General features: G+C 71.0%; 12 protein-coding genes. 9 read left to right on the top strand and 3 right to left on the bottom strand.

Annotation, left to right across the window (positions count from 1 at the left end; translation table 11 throughout):
• Positions 1–55: 55 nt before the first annotated feature.
• The 9 genes from ABFX51_RS09680 to ABFX51_RS09640 all read left to right on the top strand — a co-directional run bounded on the left by ABFX51_RS09680 (position 56) and on the right by ABFX51_RS09640 (position 13,056).
• Positions 56–604 carry a TetR/AcrR family transcriptional regulator gene (locus tag ABFX51_RS09680; protein ID WP_091507092.1) on the top strand — a complete coding sequence of 183 codons (549 nt, stop codon included), beginning with the start codon at positions 56–58 and terminating at the stop codon, positions 602–604.
• Complete coding sequence (locus ABFX51_RS09675; RefSeq protein WP_177228673.1) at positions 604–2,562, top strand: ABC transporter ATP-binding protein; 1,959 nt, start codon at positions 604–606, stop codon at positions 2,560–2,562. Before ABFX51_RS09680 ends, ABFX51_RS09675 begins: the two co-directional genes overlap by 1 nt.
• Before the next feature lie 34 nt (positions 2,563–2,596).
• On the top strand, positions 2,597–3,394 hold the full coding sequence (locus ABFX51_RS09670; RefSeq protein ID WP_428832463.1) for a DUF72 domain-containing protein: 798 nt from the start codon (positions 2,597–2,599) through the stop codon (positions 3,392–3,394).
• 66 nt (positions 3,395–3,460) lie between these two features.
• Positions 3,461–4,498, top strand: coding sequence for a flagellar basal body-associated FliL family protein (locus ABFX51_RS09665; protein ID WP_346053495.1), 1,038 nt, complete (start codon positions 3,461–3,463; stop codon positions 4,496–4,498).
• Between the two features lie 107 nt (positions 4,499–4,605).
• Positions 4,606–5,796 (top strand): flagellar basal body protein FliL, encoded by a 1,191-nt coding sequence (locus ABFX51_RS09660; protein WP_346053493.1) that lies wholly within the window; start codon positions 4,606–4,608, stop codon positions 5,794–5,796.
• Positions 5,789–8,215 (top strand): glycosyltransferase family 4 protein, encoded by a 2,427-nt coding sequence (locus ABFX51_RS09655; RefSeq protein WP_346053491.1) that lies wholly within the window; start codon positions 5,789–5,791, stop codon positions 8,213–8,215. Before ABFX51_RS09660 ends, ABFX51_RS09655 begins: the two co-directional genes overlap by 8 nt.
• Positions 8,212–9,480 (top strand): alginate O-acetyltransferase AlgX-related protein, encoded by a 1,269-nt coding sequence (locus tag ABFX51_RS09650; RefSeq protein WP_346053489.1) that lies wholly within the window; start codon positions 8,212–8,214, stop codon positions 9,478–9,480. Before ABFX51_RS09655 ends, ABFX51_RS09650 begins: the two co-directional genes overlap by 4 nt.
• Before the next feature lie 43 nt (positions 9,481–9,523).
• Entirely contained in the window at positions 9,524–10,708 is a 1,185-nt protein-coding gene (locus ABFX51_RS09645; protein WP_346053487.1) for a hypothetical protein, read from the top strand.
• A gap of 11 nt (positions 10,709–10,719) precedes the next feature.
• A complete protein-coding gene (locus ABFX51_RS09640; protein ID WP_346053485.1) occupies positions 10,720–13,056 on the top strand; it encodes a glycosyltransferase family 4 protein in 2,337 nt (778 codons plus the stop codon).
• A gap of 21 nt (positions 13,057–13,077) precedes the next feature.
• Here the strand turns inward: ABFX51_RS09640 and ABFX51_RS09635 are convergent, their stop codons facing one another.
• From ABFX51_RS09635 to gmd, 3 genes are read right to left on the bottom strand one after another with little or no spacing between them, the layout of a single operon-like run.
• On the bottom strand, positions 13,078–13,791 hold the full coding sequence (locus tag ABFX51_RS09635) for a class I SAM-dependent methyltransferase (RefSeq protein WP_346053483.1): 714 nt from the start codon (positions 13,789–13,791) through the stop codon (positions 13,078–13,080).
• Positions 13,788–14,753 carry an FkbM family methyltransferase gene (locus ABFX51_RS09630; protein WP_346053481.1) on the bottom strand — a complete coding sequence of 322 codons (966 nt, stop codon included), beginning with the start codon at positions 14,751–14,753 and terminating at the stop codon, positions 13,788–13,790. The genes ABFX51_RS09635 and ABFX51_RS09630 overlap by 4 nt, the downstream gene beginning before the upstream one ends.
• Positions 14,750–15,745 (bottom strand): GDP-mannose 4,6-dehydratase, encoded by a 996-nt coding sequence (gmd, locus tag ABFX51_RS09625; RefSeq protein ID WP_346053479.1) that lies wholly within the window; start codon positions 15,743–15,745, stop codon positions 14,750–14,752. Before gmd ends, ABFX51_RS09630 begins: the two co-directional genes overlap by 4 nt.
• Positions 15,746–15,758 lie beyond the last annotated feature (13 nt).

The raw sequence follows: 15,758 nt of genomic DNA, 5'->3' as shown, positions 1-15,758 counted from the left end.
GCACTCACTCCGCACACTGGGTCGCATGACCGAGGCCAAACGACGGGCGCCGGGGATGCGCCCCGAAGAGCGCCGGAAGATGATCGTGCAGGCCGTGCTCCCGTTGATCGCGGAACACGGCGCCGCCGTCACCACGGCGCAGATCGCGCGTGCGGCCGGGATCGGCGAGGGCACCATCTTCCGCGCGTTCAAGGACAAGGACGAACTGGTCGACGCGTGCCTGCAGGAGGCGCTCCGGCCGGACGGGATGCTGGAGCTGATCGCGGAGATCCCGCTCGACCAGCCGCTGGCGCAACGGCTCGCCGAAGCCGCCGACGTGCTCTCCGCGCACCTCGAGCGGATGGGGGCGATCTCGGGGGCACTGCACGGATCCGGCAGGCACCACCGGGGGCGCCGGGGCGACCGGCAGGAGTCGTTCGCCAGGATGCGCGAGGCGATCGCGGAGCTGTTCGAACCCGAGCGCGGGCAGCTGCGGCTGCCACCGGAGCAGCTCGGCCGCCTCTTCCTGTCGCTGCTGTTCATCCGCGCTCGCGACGAGCAGCACGCCGTGGGTGTCGACGAACTGGTCGACGTGTTCCTGCACGGGGCGGTGACCGCCAAGTGATGCACGGTGGCGGGCCGCCGATCGGGCTGAGACGGCGGCTGCGGCGGGCCGCCAGCATGGTGCCGGACAGCGGGCTGACCGGCCCGATCGAGATCCCCGACCCCGAACCGAGCGACGAGCCGAAGGACCTCCGCGCGCGGCTGCACCGCCTGCGGACCTCCGCGTCGGGCACCGTGCGCGGGCTGCCGAAGGTGCTCCGGCTGACGTGGCAGGCCAGCCCGGTGCTGACGGTGCTCATCGCACTGTCCACAGTGGTCAGCGGCGTGCTGCCGACGCTGACCGCGTACGTGGCGAAGCTGTTGTTGGACGCAGTGGTCGCCGCGGTGCAGGGCCACGGCTCGACCGCCCGCATCGTCGAAATCGCGGTGTTCGAGCTGGGCATCTTCACGTTCACGGCGGTCAGCACGGCGCTGACGAACGTCGCGCAGCAACTGCTGCAGGAACGCATGACGCTGACGATCCGGCACCAGGTGATGTCGCACGCGGCGAAGCTGGACCTGGCGTTCTTCGAGGGCTCGGAGTCCTACGACCTGCTGCGCCAGGCCTCGCAGGAGGCTCCGTCGCGGCCGCTGTCGATGCTGACCTCCGCACTGGGCCTGGTCCGCACGGCGATCACGTTCGCCAGCATGATCGCGTTGCTGGTGTCGGTGAGCCCGCTGCTGGCGCTCGTCGCGCTGCTGGCACCGATCCCGGCGTTCATCTCGCAGTCGAAGTACGGCTCGCGGGCGTTCCTGCTGGCGCTGTACGTGTCCCCGATCCGGCGGCGGATGGACTACCTGAACTCGCTGGTCACCACGGACACCTACGCCAAGGAGACGAAGCTCTTCGGGCTCGGGCCGTACCTGGTCGACCGCTTCCGGCGGCTCGGGCAGGCGTACTACGCCCGCGAGCGGAAGCTGACGACGAAGCGGAACCTCGTCGGGACCGCGTGGAGCCTGCTGTCGACGGCGGCGGGTTCGGGCATCGCGTTGTACATCGCGCTGGAGGCGGTGCACGGGCGGCTCACGATCGGCGACCTGGCGCTGTACACGAGCGCGGCGACGGCGGTCCAGACCGCGGTGTCGGGGCTGTTCACCGGGTTCGCCGGGATGTACGAGAACAACCTGTACCTCGACACGCTCTACCAGATCCTCGGCACGACGCCGAGGATCACCGCACCCCCGAAACCGCGGCCGCTGCCGGAAACCGTGCGTGGGCACGTCGAGTTCCAGGACGTCTCGTTCACCTACCCCGGTGCGGAGGAACCGGCGCTGGACGGCGTGACCTTCGAGATCCGGCCGGGTGAGACCGTCGCGGTGGTGGGGCGCAACGGGGCCGGGAAGTCGACGCTGATCAAGCTGCTGTGCCGGCTGTACGACCCGACGGGCGGGCGGATCCTGCTCGACGGCGTGGACATCCGGGAGTTCGACCCCGACGAGCTGCGGACGCGGATCAGCGCGATGTTCCAGGACTACGTGACCTACCAGGGCACGGCGGCGGAGAACATCGGACTGGGCGAACTGTCCGCTTTGGACGATCGGACGCGCGTGGCCGTCGCCGCGGACCGCGCCGGGGTGGCGGAGCGGATCGAACGCCTGCCGAAGGGGTACGACAGCCCGCTGGGCCGGTGGTTCGACCAGGGCGTGAGCCTGTCCGGCGGCGAGTGGCAGAAGGTCGCGCTGGCGCGGGCGTTCCTGCGGGACGCCCCGATCCTGATCCTCGACGAGCCGACGTCGGCGCTGGACGCCCAGGCCGAGCACGACCTGTTCGCGCGCCTGCGGGCGCTCGCCGCGGGGCGCACGACGCTGTACATCTCGCACCGGTTCTCGACGGTCCGGCAGGCGGAGAAGATCGTCCTGCTCGACCACGGGAAGCTCGCGGAACAGGGCACGCACGAGGAACTGATGCGCCTCGGCGGGGACTACGCGGACCTGTTCACGCTGCAGGCGGCGGCGTATCTGGCGGACGCGGTCGAGTAGCCTCGCGGCCATGGAGGTGCGCGTCGGCTGCGCGATGTGGACCCATCCGGCGTGGCCCGGGCGAGGGCTCCGCGCGTACGCCGACCACTGCAACGCGGTGGAGGGCAACACGACGTTCTACGCGACGCCGTCCGCGAGCACCGTGGCGTCCTGGGCCGGGCAGACGCCGCCGGACTTCCGTTTCCTGTTGAAACTGCCGAAACAGGTCACGCACGAACGGCGGCTGCACGACGTCGCGGTGCCGGTCCGGACGTTCCTGGACGCGGTCGAGCCGCTCGGGGAGCGGGTGCACGCGCTGTGGGTGCAGCTGCCGGCGTCGTTCGGCCCGACGGAACTCAACGCGCTGGGCGCGTTCCTGCGGCGGATGCCGCGCAGCCCGGGGACGGCCGTCGAGGTCCGCCACCCCGCGTTCTTCGAGGACCCGCGCTGGGCGGCGCGGCTGGCGGAGGTGCTCGGTTCGGTCGGCGCCGAGCAGGTGCTGTTCGACACGAGCGTGTTGTTCGCCGCGCCGCCGACCAGCGCTATGGAAGAGGAGGCGTGGCAGCGGAAACCACGGCTGCCGCGCCGGTCGCACGCGCTCACCGCGAACCCCGTCGTGCGCTACATCGGCCGCGACGACGACGCGGAGACCGTGGCGGGCTGGGGGTACTGGGTGGACACGGTCGTCGGCTGGTTGCGGGAGGGCCGCTCCCCGACGGTTTTCGTGCACACGCCCGACAACGCGCACGCGCTGACGCTGGCCCGCCGCTTCCACGAAGAGGTGCGGGCCCGCGTCCCGGAGGTCGAACCACTGCCGGAGCCGCAGCCCACGGAACCGCCGACGCTGTTTTGACCGGTGAGGGCCAAGATTCACCCGGTGGCGCTAACGTTAGGCCAAAGACTGAACCTAGGAGCCCGGATGAGTTGGCAGGACGAGCTGCGCCGTCTGGACGCGGACCTGGCCGCGGGCAAGATCAGCCTGCGGGAGCACCGCAAGCAGCGCGAGGAGCTGCTCGCGGCCGCGTCCGGCGGGTTCGCGCCGTCGCCCGTCGCGTCGCCGCGCGCGCAGGAGCCGCCCCCGGCGTGGCCGACCGCCGAACCGCAGCCCGAACCGCCCGCTCCCGCCGCGCCGCCGCAGCCGGGCCGCTCGGCCGCACTGCTCGCCTCCACGGTGCCCACGAGCGCCCCCAGCCCGGCCGACTCCAGGCCGACGGACTCCATGCCGTACCCGAGGATCCACGAGGCCCCGACGGTCGTCACGCCCGCGATCCCGCACGGCACGCTGCCCGGCCTCGTGCCGCCGCACCAGCCGGGCAGGCAGGTCCCGCCGCTGCCCACCCGCCCGGAACGCACGACCGGCCGCAAGCCGACGTGGCTGTTCCTGGCGCTGGGAGTCCTACTGGTAGCGGCGATGATCGCAGGCGCGACCTGGTTCCTCGGCGAACGGAACACCAGCACGACGACGCAGACCTCGGCGCCTACCGCGGTCCCCGCGGCATCGCTGGAGGACCGGCTACCCGCCTTGCCGGGCACTCCGAACGCCGCCAACGGCGCGATGTCGATCGCCCGTGGGCAGGAGCTCGGCATCTATTCGCCGCAGAGCGCCCAGGTGTTCACGGAGAACGGGGCGAACGAAGTGGTCCTCCGGGGCGCAGCGCAGGAGCCCACCTACTACCTCCTGCTCGTGATCCCGGCGCGCGACGGCGGCGGCGCGAACGCGATCGCGGACTACCTGCTGCAGAACGCCGTGTCGGCCGGGTTCACGCGGGTGGCGGGAGACGTGCGCGCGACCACCGGTTCGAACGGCACCGACCGTGCGGCGGGAACGTGGTACGTGTCGGGCAGTACTGTCGTCGCGATCTGGCTCTGGCAGGCACCGGCCGCGGACCAGTCGCTGCTGGCGACGCGGATGGACCAGACTGTCGAGGCGATGCGACGGGCGCTGCCGCCGAGCTGAGCCGGCAAGGTCACGACTTGACCCTCGCCCGTACTGGAAAAGGCGTCCAGTGCACAATGTACGCCGAGTGGGGTTCGGGCGTTCGACGCAGGGAAGGGGACCAGCGTTTGACCTGGCAGGAGGACCTCCGCCGGCTGGACGAAGAGTTGGCCGCGGGTCAGATTTCAGCCGACGACTACCGGGTCCGGCGGGACCGCGTGCTGTCGTCGGCGGTCAACAGCGCCGGGCCAGAGCAGGCGGCCGACGACGGGACCCAGATCGTGCCGCCGTTCGGTGGCGCGGCACCGGCACCCCCGCCGGGGCCGCCGCCCGCCGTCGAGCCGCCACCGGCCGGCGGTGAGAACGTCGACGCCACGCAGGCCATCAAGACGAACTGGCAGCAGCCGCACCAACAGCAGCCCTCGGGCAGCGACGCCGAAAGCACGCAGATCGTCCCGCCGGTCGCGCCTCCACACCCGCAGACCCCGCCACCCGGCGTCCCGCAGTACCGGCCGCAAGGCCCCACTTCCGGTGGTTTCCCCGCTCAGCAGCCCCCTGCCCAGCCGGATTGGAACGCCCCCGGTTTCGACGCGCAGCCCCCGTGGGGCGGTTCGGAGTTCCCTCCCCTGGCTTCGCAGGGCAATCGCGAATGGACCACCCAGGGCGCGGAAGGCTTCGACACCGGTTCCCCTTCTTCCTCGCGGAAGAAGCTGATCGGCATCATCGCGGCTGTCGTGGTCGTCGTGGGGCTCGGTGTGGGTGCCTACTTCGTCTTCTCGGGCTCGGACAGCTCCGGCGGCGGCACGCAGGCGCAGACCACCGCTCCCGCGACCAGCCCCGCCCCGCCCGATGACCTGGCCATCGCAGCGCTGCCGGGCACACCGCGCCCCGTCGGCGACATCGCCACGTTCCAGGACGTCGTCAACCGCGGTGTCCTGACCGACAAGGAGAACCAGGTCTACCAGCAGGCGGACGCGGGCAAGGTGCGGATCAGCGCGGCAACGCTCCCGTCCGGGGTGAACGCGCTGGTGCTCACGGTGGAGACCGCGTCCGCGCAGGGCGCTGCCACCGCGAGGGACGACCTGGTCTCGCTGCAGTCCACGTTCGGCATGCAGTCCTACACGGGCACGCTGCCGGGAGGCGTCGCGGCCGACCAGATCGCCAAGTCCGACAACAACCCGGCTGCCATCCGCGCGCACTACGCGCACGGCAACACGGTGGTCAGGGTCGAGGTCTCCGGCGCCGACCTCAGCTCACTGAACAAGGTCTTCGACGAGATACTCGCGACGCAGCTGCAGACCCTTCCGGCCGATGCCTGACCGGACGGTCGCGTGCACGGTCGTCTCCGGCGGCCGGCTACCGACCGCCCGGGTGCTCGCCCGGTCCTACCTGGACCGGCATCCGGGGCACGGGTTCGTCACTTTCGTGCTCGACGAGGCGAGCCCCGCGGACGACCACGAGGACTGGCTCGTCGCCGGTTACGACTGGCTCGACGCGGGGCAGGACGAGTACCTGCGGCTGGCCACGTTCCTCTCCGAGGAGGAACTCACCGCCGCGGTAGTGCCGCTGGTGCTGCGGCAGCTGCTTTCCGAGGCCGAGGTGGCGGTCCACCTCGCACCCGAAACGGATGTGCTCGCCCCGTTCGCCGATATCACGAACGCGGCTGCCGCCCAGGGGATCGTGCTGGTCCCCCGGCTGCTCGCCCCGCTGCCCGCGGACGGGAACCAGCCCGCGGTGGAACGGGAACTGTTCGACCCGGGATTCGTCGCCGTCGGTCGTTCGGCGACGGCGTTCCTCGACTTCTGGGCCGACCGGGCCCGTCGCGAACCGGGCACGCACCAGCGCTGGCTGGACCTCGTGCCCGCCCTCTTCCCGCACACGGTCGCGCGTGACGCGGGACTGGGTGTCGCGCACTGGAACCTGCACGAAGACCGGTCGGGTGCACCGGTCAAGTTCCTGCACCTCAGCGGCTACGACCCCGAAACACCCTGGTTGCTCACGGAAGGGCTGGACGGGCGCGGCCGGGTGCGGTTGTCCGCCGACGGCGCGAAGCTGTTGCGCCACGAGCCAGAACCGCTCACCCTGCGACAGGCCTGCGAAGACTACGGCCGACGACTCCTCGCCGCGGGGTACCGGAAGGACGCCCGTTACCGGTTCGACCGCCTGCCCGACGGGTCTCCGCTGACCGGGCAGATGCGGCAGCTGGCGCACCAGGCCTGGCTCGCCGCGCACCAGCCGCGGCGCACCCCCTCGGACCTGCCCGCCGTGGAGCCGCCACCGCCGGCGTTCGGGCCGGACGGAGGTGCCGGTTTTCAGCGGTGGTTGTCCTCGCCCGCGTTCCCGGCGGAACGGAAAGCGGGGCTCAACCGACTGGTGAAGCAGGTGTGGAAGAGCAGGGTCGACCTGCAGGCCGTGTTCCCCCGGCCAGAGGGTGCCAGCGCCGAGGCCTTCCGGAACTGGTGCCGCATACACGGTGCCGACGAAGGACTGGTGCCGGACTGGGCGCTGCCCGTGGAACCGGATCCCGTGCCCGTCGACGCGCCCGCCGACGAGTTCGGCGTCAACGTGGCCGGCTACCTCACCGGTGAGCTGGGCCTCGGCGAGATGGGGCGCATCGTGCACCGGACGGTCGTCGCCGCGGGAGTGCCGGTGGTCGCGGTCGTCGAGGAGGACTCCCTCGCCCTGGCCTGCCGCACCGGCCTCGCCGCCCCCGAAACGGTGGGGCGGCCGAGGTTCCCGGTGAGCGTCCTCGCCGTCAACGCCGACTACGCCGCGCTGCTCCTCGAGTCCCACCCGGAGGTGGGGCACGAGCGGTACCGGATCGGGCTGTGGGCTTGGGAACTCGAGGAGTTCCCCGAACAACTGCACGGCGGTTTCGCGCTCGTCGACGAGGTGTGGACGATCAGCGAGTTCTGCCGTCGCGCGATCGCTCCGCACTCGCCGGTCCCGGTCAAGGTCCTCCCGGTTCCCGTCGAAGACCCGGGTGAGCCGAGGCGTCAGCGCACGGCGGGCGAACCGGTGCGGTTCCTCTTCGTCTTCGACTACAACAGCACCGGCGGCCGGAAGAACCCGTGGGGAGTGGTCGAAGCGTTCCGGCGGGCCTTCCCCGACCGGCCGGACGTGCACCTCACGATCAAGACCACCAACGCCCGGCTGCACCCCGTCGCCGACGAGCGGCTGCGCCACCTCGTCGGCGACGACCCGCGCATCGAGCTGATCGACCGCTACCTGACCTCCGGGGAATTCGACGCGCTCTACGCACGCAGCGACTGCTACGTCTCCCTGCACCGGAGTGAGGGATTCGGCCTGACCGTGGCGGAGGCGATGGTGCGTGGTCTCGCCGTGATCGCGACGGACTACTCGAGCACCACCGAGTTCCTAGACGCCGAGACCGGTTGGCCCGTGCCCCACGGGATGACCGAAGTGGGCCCGGGATGGGTGCCCTACCCGGAGGACGGTCGTTGGGCCGACCCCGACCTCGACGAGGCAGCAGCGGCGATGCGCCAGGTGGCCGACGACCCGGCCGAGGCGTACCGGCGCGGTAAGGCCGCGCGCGAGCGCATCCTGCGGACACGCTCAACGGCGGTCGCCGCGGACTGGGTGCGTGAGCAGCTCACGGCCGCCCACGCCACCTGGCGGACGCGCACTTCGGCCCCGACCGCGGACACTCCGACGCCCGGCATCCTGCACAGGGGCAAGCGGAAACTGCTGTCGCTCGTGCCCGGGCGGTCGCGATGACGACCCACGACGACCGGCAGTCACCGTTGCCGGTGCACGAGGCCTGGCTGCCCCGCGAGCACCCGCTCTACCGGCCACGGCACGGGCGCAAGCAGGTGATCGCCCTCGTGTGTGCGGGTCTGTTCTTCCTCAGTCCGCTGCTCACCTTCGCGGCGGGAGCGCGGGTGACGGAATTCGAGAACCGCGCACTCACCGCCTTTCCCTCACTCGCCCAGGGCTGGGGGTTCTTCACCCAGCTCAACCCGTGGGCCACCGATCACCTCGTGTTCCGCGAGGACGCCATCCACGCCGCGGACGGCATCAGCCGTTCGGTGTTCGGTGAGCCCCCGCCCCAGGACACGACGGGGAGCGCGGACACGATCCCGCTCGACCCCTCGCACCAGGCACCGCCGCCCGCCGAGTTCCCCCGCGTACTCGAAGGCAACGACGGCTGGATGTACCTGGGTGACGAGATTTCCAGCCACTGCGAGCCGGTCCAGCCACTGGACACGACCTTCGCCCAGCTCGACCGGTTGCGCGCTGGGATCGAGGCGACCGGCCGGAAGTTCGTCGTGGTCGTCGCACCGGACAAGGCCACGGTGGTTCCGGACCACCTGCCGGACGACTACGCGGGCAAGGACTGCCACCAGGCCGGGATCCAGGACTTCTGGCGCCGCATCGACCAGGTCGACTACACGGTGGACCTGCGCGCGGGGCTGCGGGACTGGGGCGCACAACTGGGCAAGCCCGTGTACGGCCCGCTCGATGCGCACTGGTCCGACGAAGGCGGCGTCCTCATGGCGCGCGCGCTGGCGGAGAAGCTGCGGCACGGGATCAGCACCACGTGGCGCGTCGAGCCTGGTCAGCCGTGGACGCAGCCCGCCGACCTGCCCCCGCTGATCGGGAAGTCGGGCGAGACCACCGGGCGGAGCTACCAGGTGCTGCCCGACGGGGAGCGGAACCAGGTCCACCCGACCTCCACCGACTTCAGCACCCCGCTGCACCTGAACACGACGTCCGGGCCCGGCACCTACGGACTCGGCGTCGGCCTGCTGTCCGACTCGTTCACCATCCGTGCCCTGCCGTACCTGGCCGCCGCCTTCGGTGATCTCACCGTGCTGCACCACAACGCGGTGGAAGCCGATCAGGGCAGGCTCGCCGGACAGGTGCTCAAGCAGAAGAGCGTGGTCGTGCTCGAGGTCGCCGAGCGCTCTCTGGCACGGGGAACCGTTCCGGTGCTGTCCCCGGCGGTGGTCGACAACATCCTGAAGGGGCTCGCCCCGTGAGCCCCCGTCCTGCCGTGATCCCTGCCGAAGTGATGGAAGAGACGTGACTGACATTCGCATGGCGGAAGCTCTGGACCGCCTCACCCGGCACTACGAACTGCACCTGCCGCCCCGCCGCACCGACCTGCTCGGCAGGCTGGTGTTGCGTTTCCTGTGGCGGCGGCAGCTCAAGTGGCAGGTCGAAACCAACCTCGCCATCCGCGACGCGCTGAGGGTGCTCGACGAGGAGCGCCGCGCCCAGCGGTCCGAACTCGAGGGCCTCGCCGACCGGAGCGGGCTCGTCGGCATCGAGCAGTTGACCCACGAGGTGGCCCAGCTGCGCCAGAGCGACCAGAACCTCACCGCGGGGTTCAACCAGCGCCTCTACTCCGCGGTCGGGCGCCTGCAGTCCGAACTCAGCGATCTGCGGCTGCGCCTCACCGAGTCGGCCGAGCACACCGACAGCGCGGTCGGGCGGCTGAAGGCGCTGGAGGAACAGGTCGAAGCGCTGGGCGCGACCGCGCGTGAACTCCGGCTGCGGAGCACCCGTCTCGACCTCCTGCTCGGGGAGCACCCCTCGGCGCGGCCGGACGAGTCGGAAGGGGCCGCTCCCCAACGGGATTCGTTCCTGGAACTCGCCGTGGCGGAGCTGCTGGACGGCCCCGCCGAGCACGTCCGCACCGCACGTCAGGCGTACCTGCCGCTGATCACGGAGGCTCGCGAGGCCGGCGCGACCGGTCCCGTGCTGGACATGGCACCGGTTCGGGGCGAATGGCTGGAACTGCTCCGCAACGCCGGAGTGCCTTACGAAGCGATGTCGACGAACGGCCTGGTGCGGCGGCACTGCGGGGAGCTCGGTCTCGCGGTGGGCGAAGGCGACCCGCTGCACCGGCTGGCCGCCGCCCCGCCCCGGTCCCTCGGGGCGATCACCGCGTTCCGCTACGCGGAGCGGCTGGACCCCGACTCGCTCGCGCGGTTCGTCAACCTGGCAGCGACGGCGCTGCAGCCGGGCGGTGTACTGATCGTCGAGACGCCCACGACGGGTGCCGCGGCGCCGGACTTCCACCTGGACCCGTTCGCGCGACGCCCGGTGCACCCGGTGTTCCTGCGGTTCCTCGCCGACTCGGCCGGCTTCGCCCGCACCGAGACGAGGTACCCGCAGCCCGGCCCGCTCGCCGGCTGGCCTGCCGAGGCGGCGCTCACGGCGGACCGCACGACCGACCGCTACTGCCTGTTCGCCACGCGGTGAGGGGGTCGAACGTGCGACACCGCGTGTGGACCCCGTTGCCGCCCGAGCGCAGCGGTATTTCGGACTACAGCTACGAGCTGCTCGGCGAGCTGGCCAAGCTGGTCGACGTCGACGCCGTGAGCAGACAACCCGGCGAGGTGCAGGCGCCCGCGGGCGTCCCCGTCGTCGGCCCGGCAGCGGCCGACGGCGATGACGTGCTGCACACCTACCACATGGGCAACCACGTCGGCGTGCACTCGTGGATCTACCGGCAGGCGCTCGCCGAACCCGGCGTGGTCGTGCTGCACGACACGTCGTTGCTGGACTTCGTCCTCGGTCACGTGGGCGGCCTCGACAAGCCTGAATTCGCCGAGGAGGTCCGGTTCGCGCACGGCCCGATCTGGGGTGACCGCGACGATCCCGTGCTGCTGCACGGCTGGCCCGCCATCGAGGTGGACGGCGTGAAGGTGCTCGACGCCCAGACGCTCACGCTCGAACGGCGGCTGCTCTCGGCGAGTCGCGGTGTCCTCGTGCACGACCCGTTCACGGCGGGACTGCTGCGTGCCCGGTACCCGCACCTCCCGGTCCACACGGTGCCGTCCGGAGCTCCCCTTCGTGACGATTCCGGACGCGCCGCGACCCGGGCCCGGCTCGGCTGGCGGGACGACCACGTGGTGTTCGGCATCTTCGGTGGCTTCAACCCGATCAAGCGGACCATGGTGGCGGTACTGGCGTTCGCCGAGCTGCGGCAGCGGTGGCCGCAGGCCCGGCTGCTGATCGCCGGGCACGCGGACTTCCCCGCCGAGGTCCAGGGCGTGCGGCAGGCCATCGGCCAGCTCGGGGTCGCGGACTCCGTGCACCTCGCGCTCTCCCCGGCCAAGGAGGAGTTCGAAGAACTGATCTCCGCCACCGATGCCGTGATCAACCTGCGGTGGCCGACCGCGGGTGAGACGAGCGCCGTGATGATGCGTGCGTTCGGTGCGGGCCGGGTGGTCGTGACGAGCGAACTGCCCCAGCACCGGCACCTCGATCCGGAGTTCTGCCTGCAGGTGCCGACGGACCCGGAACAGGAGTCGGCGCGGCTCTACGCCCACATGGAACGGGTGGCCACGTACACCGACGAGGTGCGCGAGGCCGGCGCGCGTGCGCGGGAGTGGGTCCGCGACAACGCCTCGTGGCCGGTGGTGGCCGCCGCCTACCGGGACGCGCTCGACGCGATCCAGCTCGCACCTCGGGGAAGCCGTCCCGAGCCGGCCAGGGGCGTGAACGTGTTCGCCGACGCCAGGGCGACGACCGGACTCGCGGAGTCCGCGCGGCGGCACGCACTCGCGTTGCTCGGCGCCGGTGCCGACATGACCTTCACCGAGTTCAACACCCGTGCGCCGAACCGTTCGCTGCCGGTGCCCCGCGAGCTCGCCGACCTCCGGCGCGGCAAGGACTACCCGGTCGACCTCTGGTTCATCAACGTCAACGAGTTCCAGCTCATCCCCGAGCACGCCCTCGACCGGTACACCATCGCGGTGTGGGCGTGGGAGCTCCCCGAGGCCCCTGACTACGCGCTGCGGCAGCTGCCGAGGATGGACGAGTTGTGGGTGCTGTCGTCGTTCGTCGCCGACGCGTTCCGCACCGCGACCGACCTGCCGATCACGGTGATCCCCAGCGTCATCCCGCACCGCCCGGGGATCGAAGGCGACCGTGCCCGCTTCGGCCTCCCCGAAGACGCCTTCGTCGCCCTCTTCACCTTCAGCGCGTCCTCGAGCGATGCCCGCAAGAACCCGTGGGCGGTCATCGAGGCGTTCCGCCAGGCGTTCTCCCCCGCCGAGCGGGGCACGGACGCCCACCTGGTGATCAAGGTCGTCGACCTGCACCGCTTCCCGGACCTCGCGCTGCACCTCACCCAGGAGGTGGCGAGCGTCAACGGGACGCTCATCGCCGGTGACCTCACCCGCGACGACATGGACCGCCTGCTCGCCACGTGCGACACCTACGTCTCGCTGCACCGCTCCGAAGGGTTCGGGATGGGCATGGCGGAAGCGATGGCCATGGGCAAGCCCGTGATCGCCACCGGCTACGGCGGCAACGTCGACTTCATGCCGCCCGGCGCGGCCGCACTGGTCGGCTACGAGATGCGGAAGATCCACGAGCGCGACCACCGCTTCGGGGCGGAGTTCGGCGACTGGTACCGCGTCGGACAGCTGTGGGCGGAGCCGGATGTCGGTCAGGCCGCCCGCTGGTTGCGGCGGCTCGCGGACGACCCGGAGCTGCGCCGGTTGCTGGGCAAGCGCGGGGCCGAGGCCATCGAGGCGACGTGCAGCCCCGCGGCTGTCGGCGCCGCGATGCTGCGCCGGCTCGCCGAGATCAACCCGTAGCAGCCGTAGGGGACGCCACCCCTACACGTAGGCCGACAGGCTGACGTGGGGGGTGGCGAACTCGATCCGGCCGGGTTCGGTGCAGAGGTCGAAGTGCCGCACGTTCTCCACCCGGGAGAACCCGGCGGCCAGCAGCATCCGCTCCAGCGCGAACGCGCTGAACTCCCAGTAGTACCAGTAGTCGGCCTCGGTGGCCCGGTCGCCGCGGAAGTAGCACACCGGCTGCCGCGTGGTCGCGCTGTCGGGAGTGGCGGCTGACGACAGGATCAGCCTGTCCTTCGTGACGCTGCGCAGCGCGCGGAGCGCGCCGACGGGATCCGGGAGGTGCAGCAGCAGCGAACCGCACACGACGAGGTCGAACTGACCGAAGGTCGAGTCGAGGTCGTACAGGTTCTTCTGCACGTAGCGGATGCCGAGGTGGAAGGTCCGGATGAGCTGGGCCAGCAGGCAGTCGTCGCCCCAGATGTCGATCGCGGTGACCGTGGCACCACGCCGCTCGGTCTCGATCGCGAAGAAGCCGGAAGCCGTGCCGGCGTCGAGCACGGTCTTCCCGGCGAGGTCCTCCGGCAGGTCGTAGTACGGCAGGTACTTCGGCATGTCGTAGTCGCCCTCGATCACGAGGCCGTCGCCGAAGTCGAGGCGGTGGTAGGTACCGCCCTGCGCGTTGGCCTGCCCGACGAGCCACTTGGCCGCGTCGATGTCGACGGACTCAGGGCTCGGACTCGCGATCGTCATGCTGGATCCTGCTTCTCCCGTGGGGTGACCTCGGCGGGTGGGGGAACGTTCCGCGATGCCGTCAGCTCCGCCACCCTGCTCTCGAGTGCCGCAGCGTACCGCGCGGCTTTCGTGGCACGGTGACGTTCCGCCGCCACGGCCTCTTCGAGGGTTTTGATGTACTCGACGTCCTGGGCCCTGGCTTGTTGCGCCTCGCGCAACCGCTCCTCGAGCCGCCGCACGTAGCCGACCTCGGCGGCACGCACGGAGGGCTGTCTCGCCAGTTCCTCGCGCAGCCGCACCACGGCGTACGGCTCGAACTCGTCGAACACGTTGGCAGGGGCCGACAACGCTTCGACGGCGTCGGCGTCGTCCGCCTGGGCGTAGAAGCGGTTGAGGCCGTCGAACAGCACGCAGCGGTAGCCGGAGTCGAGGAGCACCGGCTCCCAACCGCCGTACGTCGGCGTCGGCACACCGGGCGCGGTCGCCTCGACGACGAGCACCCGCGGGCGGTGGCGGTCCCAGGCGGCGCCCTCGATCACGTCCTGCTCCGCGCCCTCGACGTCGATCTTGAGGAAGTCGACGGCACCGGGGTGCTCGTCGAGGACCTCCGCGAGCGTGACCACCTCGACCTCGAGGTCTTCGACCTGCCAGTGCTGGTCCTCCCGGTACTGACCGGCGAGCTCACCGTCCAGTGTGGACCTTCCGAGCCCGTCGTTCACGACGTGCAGGGTCGCTTTCCCCGGCTCGGCGCCGACCGCCACCTGGAGCGTGGTGTCCTCGGGTCGCGCGGCGCGCAGCTGGTCGGCCTTGACGGGCAGGGGCTCGATGTTGATCCCGCGCCAGCCGATGTCGTAGAAGTGCTTGGTCACCGAGTCCTCGACGGGATCACAGGCACCGATGTCCACGTACCGGCCGGTGCTCTGCCCGGCGAACACCCGGGCGAGCACCACGTCCTCCCAGTTCTGCGCGTAGGAGATCACGGCAGTTCGAGCCCGGCCTTGCGCGCCTCGTACCGCAGGTCGTGGTCGACCATCATCGCCACGAGCGAGTCGAAGTCGACCTCCGGTTTCCAGCCGAGCTCGGTGCGCGCCTTGGTCGCGTCGCCGACGAGGAGGTCCACCTCCGCGGGGCGGAAGAAGCGGGGATCCTGCTGGACGAAGCGCTCCCAGTCGTCGAGGCCGACGTGGCGGAACGCGGCGTCGACGAATTCGCGCACGCTGTGGGTGTGCCCCGTCGCCACCACGTAGTCCGACGGCTGGTCCTGCTGCAGCATGAGCCACATCGCCTGCACGTAGTCCCCGGCGAAACCCCAGTCCCGGCGTGGTTCCAGGTCGCCGAGCACGAGCGTCTCCTGCAGGCCGAGCTTGATCCGCGCGACCGCGTTGGTCACCTTCCTGGTCACGAACTCGATGCCGCGGCGTGGGCTCTCGTGGTTGAACAGGATGCCGGAGCAGGCGAACAGGCCGTAGCTGTCGCGGTAGTTGACCGTGATGTCGTGGCCGAAGACCTTGGCGACCCCGTACGGCGAACGCGGGTAGAAGGGGGTCTGCTCGGTCTGCGGCGACTCACGGACCTTGCCGAACATCTCGGAGCTGGACGCCTGGTAGAAGCGGATCGGGTTGCCGGAGCTGCCGCCGACCATGCGGACCGCCTCCAGCAACCGGAGCACGCCGAGCCCGGTGACGTTCGCCGTCAGCTCGGCCTGCTTGAAGCTGAGCGCCACGAAGGAGATCGCCCCGAGGTTGTAGACCTCGTCGGGCTGGACCTGCTCGAGAGCCGCGACGAGGCTCGACAGGTCCTGCAGATCACCGGACACCAGTTCGACGAACGGGAGCTCGGCCTGGATGAGCTCGATCCTGGGGTTGTTCTGCCCCTTGACCAGGCCGAACACCTCGTAGCCCTTGCTGTTGAGCAGTTCCGCGAGGTACTGCCCGTCCTGACCGGTGATACCGGTGATCAATGCACGCCGCATTCGCAACAGGATA

Source organism: Amycolatopsis dongchuanensis (assembly GCF_039542405.1).
Lineage (GTDB): Bacteria > Actinomycetota > Actinomycetes > Mycobacteriales > Pseudonocardiaceae > Amycolatopsis_E > Amycolatopsis_E sacchari.
This window is presented reverse-complemented; position numbering and strand designations above follow the sequence as displayed.

Bases quoted from the DNA above. Each gene is read 5' to 3' on its own strand.
- ABFX51_RS09680 (WP_091507092.1), top strand. From the start codon at position 56: ATGCGCCCCGAAGAGCGCCGGAAGATGATCGTGCAGGCCGTGCTCCCG.
- ABFX51_RS09675 (WP_177228673.1), top strand. From the start codon at position 604: ATGCACGGTGGCGGGCCGCCGATCGGGCTGAGACGGCGGCTGCGGCGG.
- ABFX51_RS09670 (WP_428832463.1), top strand. From the start codon at position 2,597: ATGTGGACCCATCCGGCGTGGCCCGGGCGAGGGCTCCGCGCGTACGCC.
- ABFX51_RS09665 (WP_346053495.1), top strand. From the start codon at position 3,461: ATGAGTTGGCAGGACGAGCTGCGCCGTCTGGACGCGGACCTGGCCGCG.
- ABFX51_RS09655 (WP_346053491.1), top strand. From the start codon at position 5,789: ATGCCTGACCGGACGGTCGCGTGCACGGTCGTCTCCGGCGGCCGGCTA.
- ABFX51_RS09650 (WP_346053489.1), top strand. From the start codon at position 8,212: ATGACGACCCACGACGACCGGCAGTCACCGTTGCCGGTGCACGAGGCC.
- ABFX51_RS09635 (WP_346053483.1), bottom strand. From the start codon at position 13,791: ATGACGATCGCGAGTCCGAGCCCTGAGTCCGTCGACATCGACGCGGCC.
- gmd (WP_346053479.1), bottom strand. From the start codon at position 15,745: ATGCGGCGTGCATTGATCACCGGTATCACCGGTCAGGACGGGCAGTAC.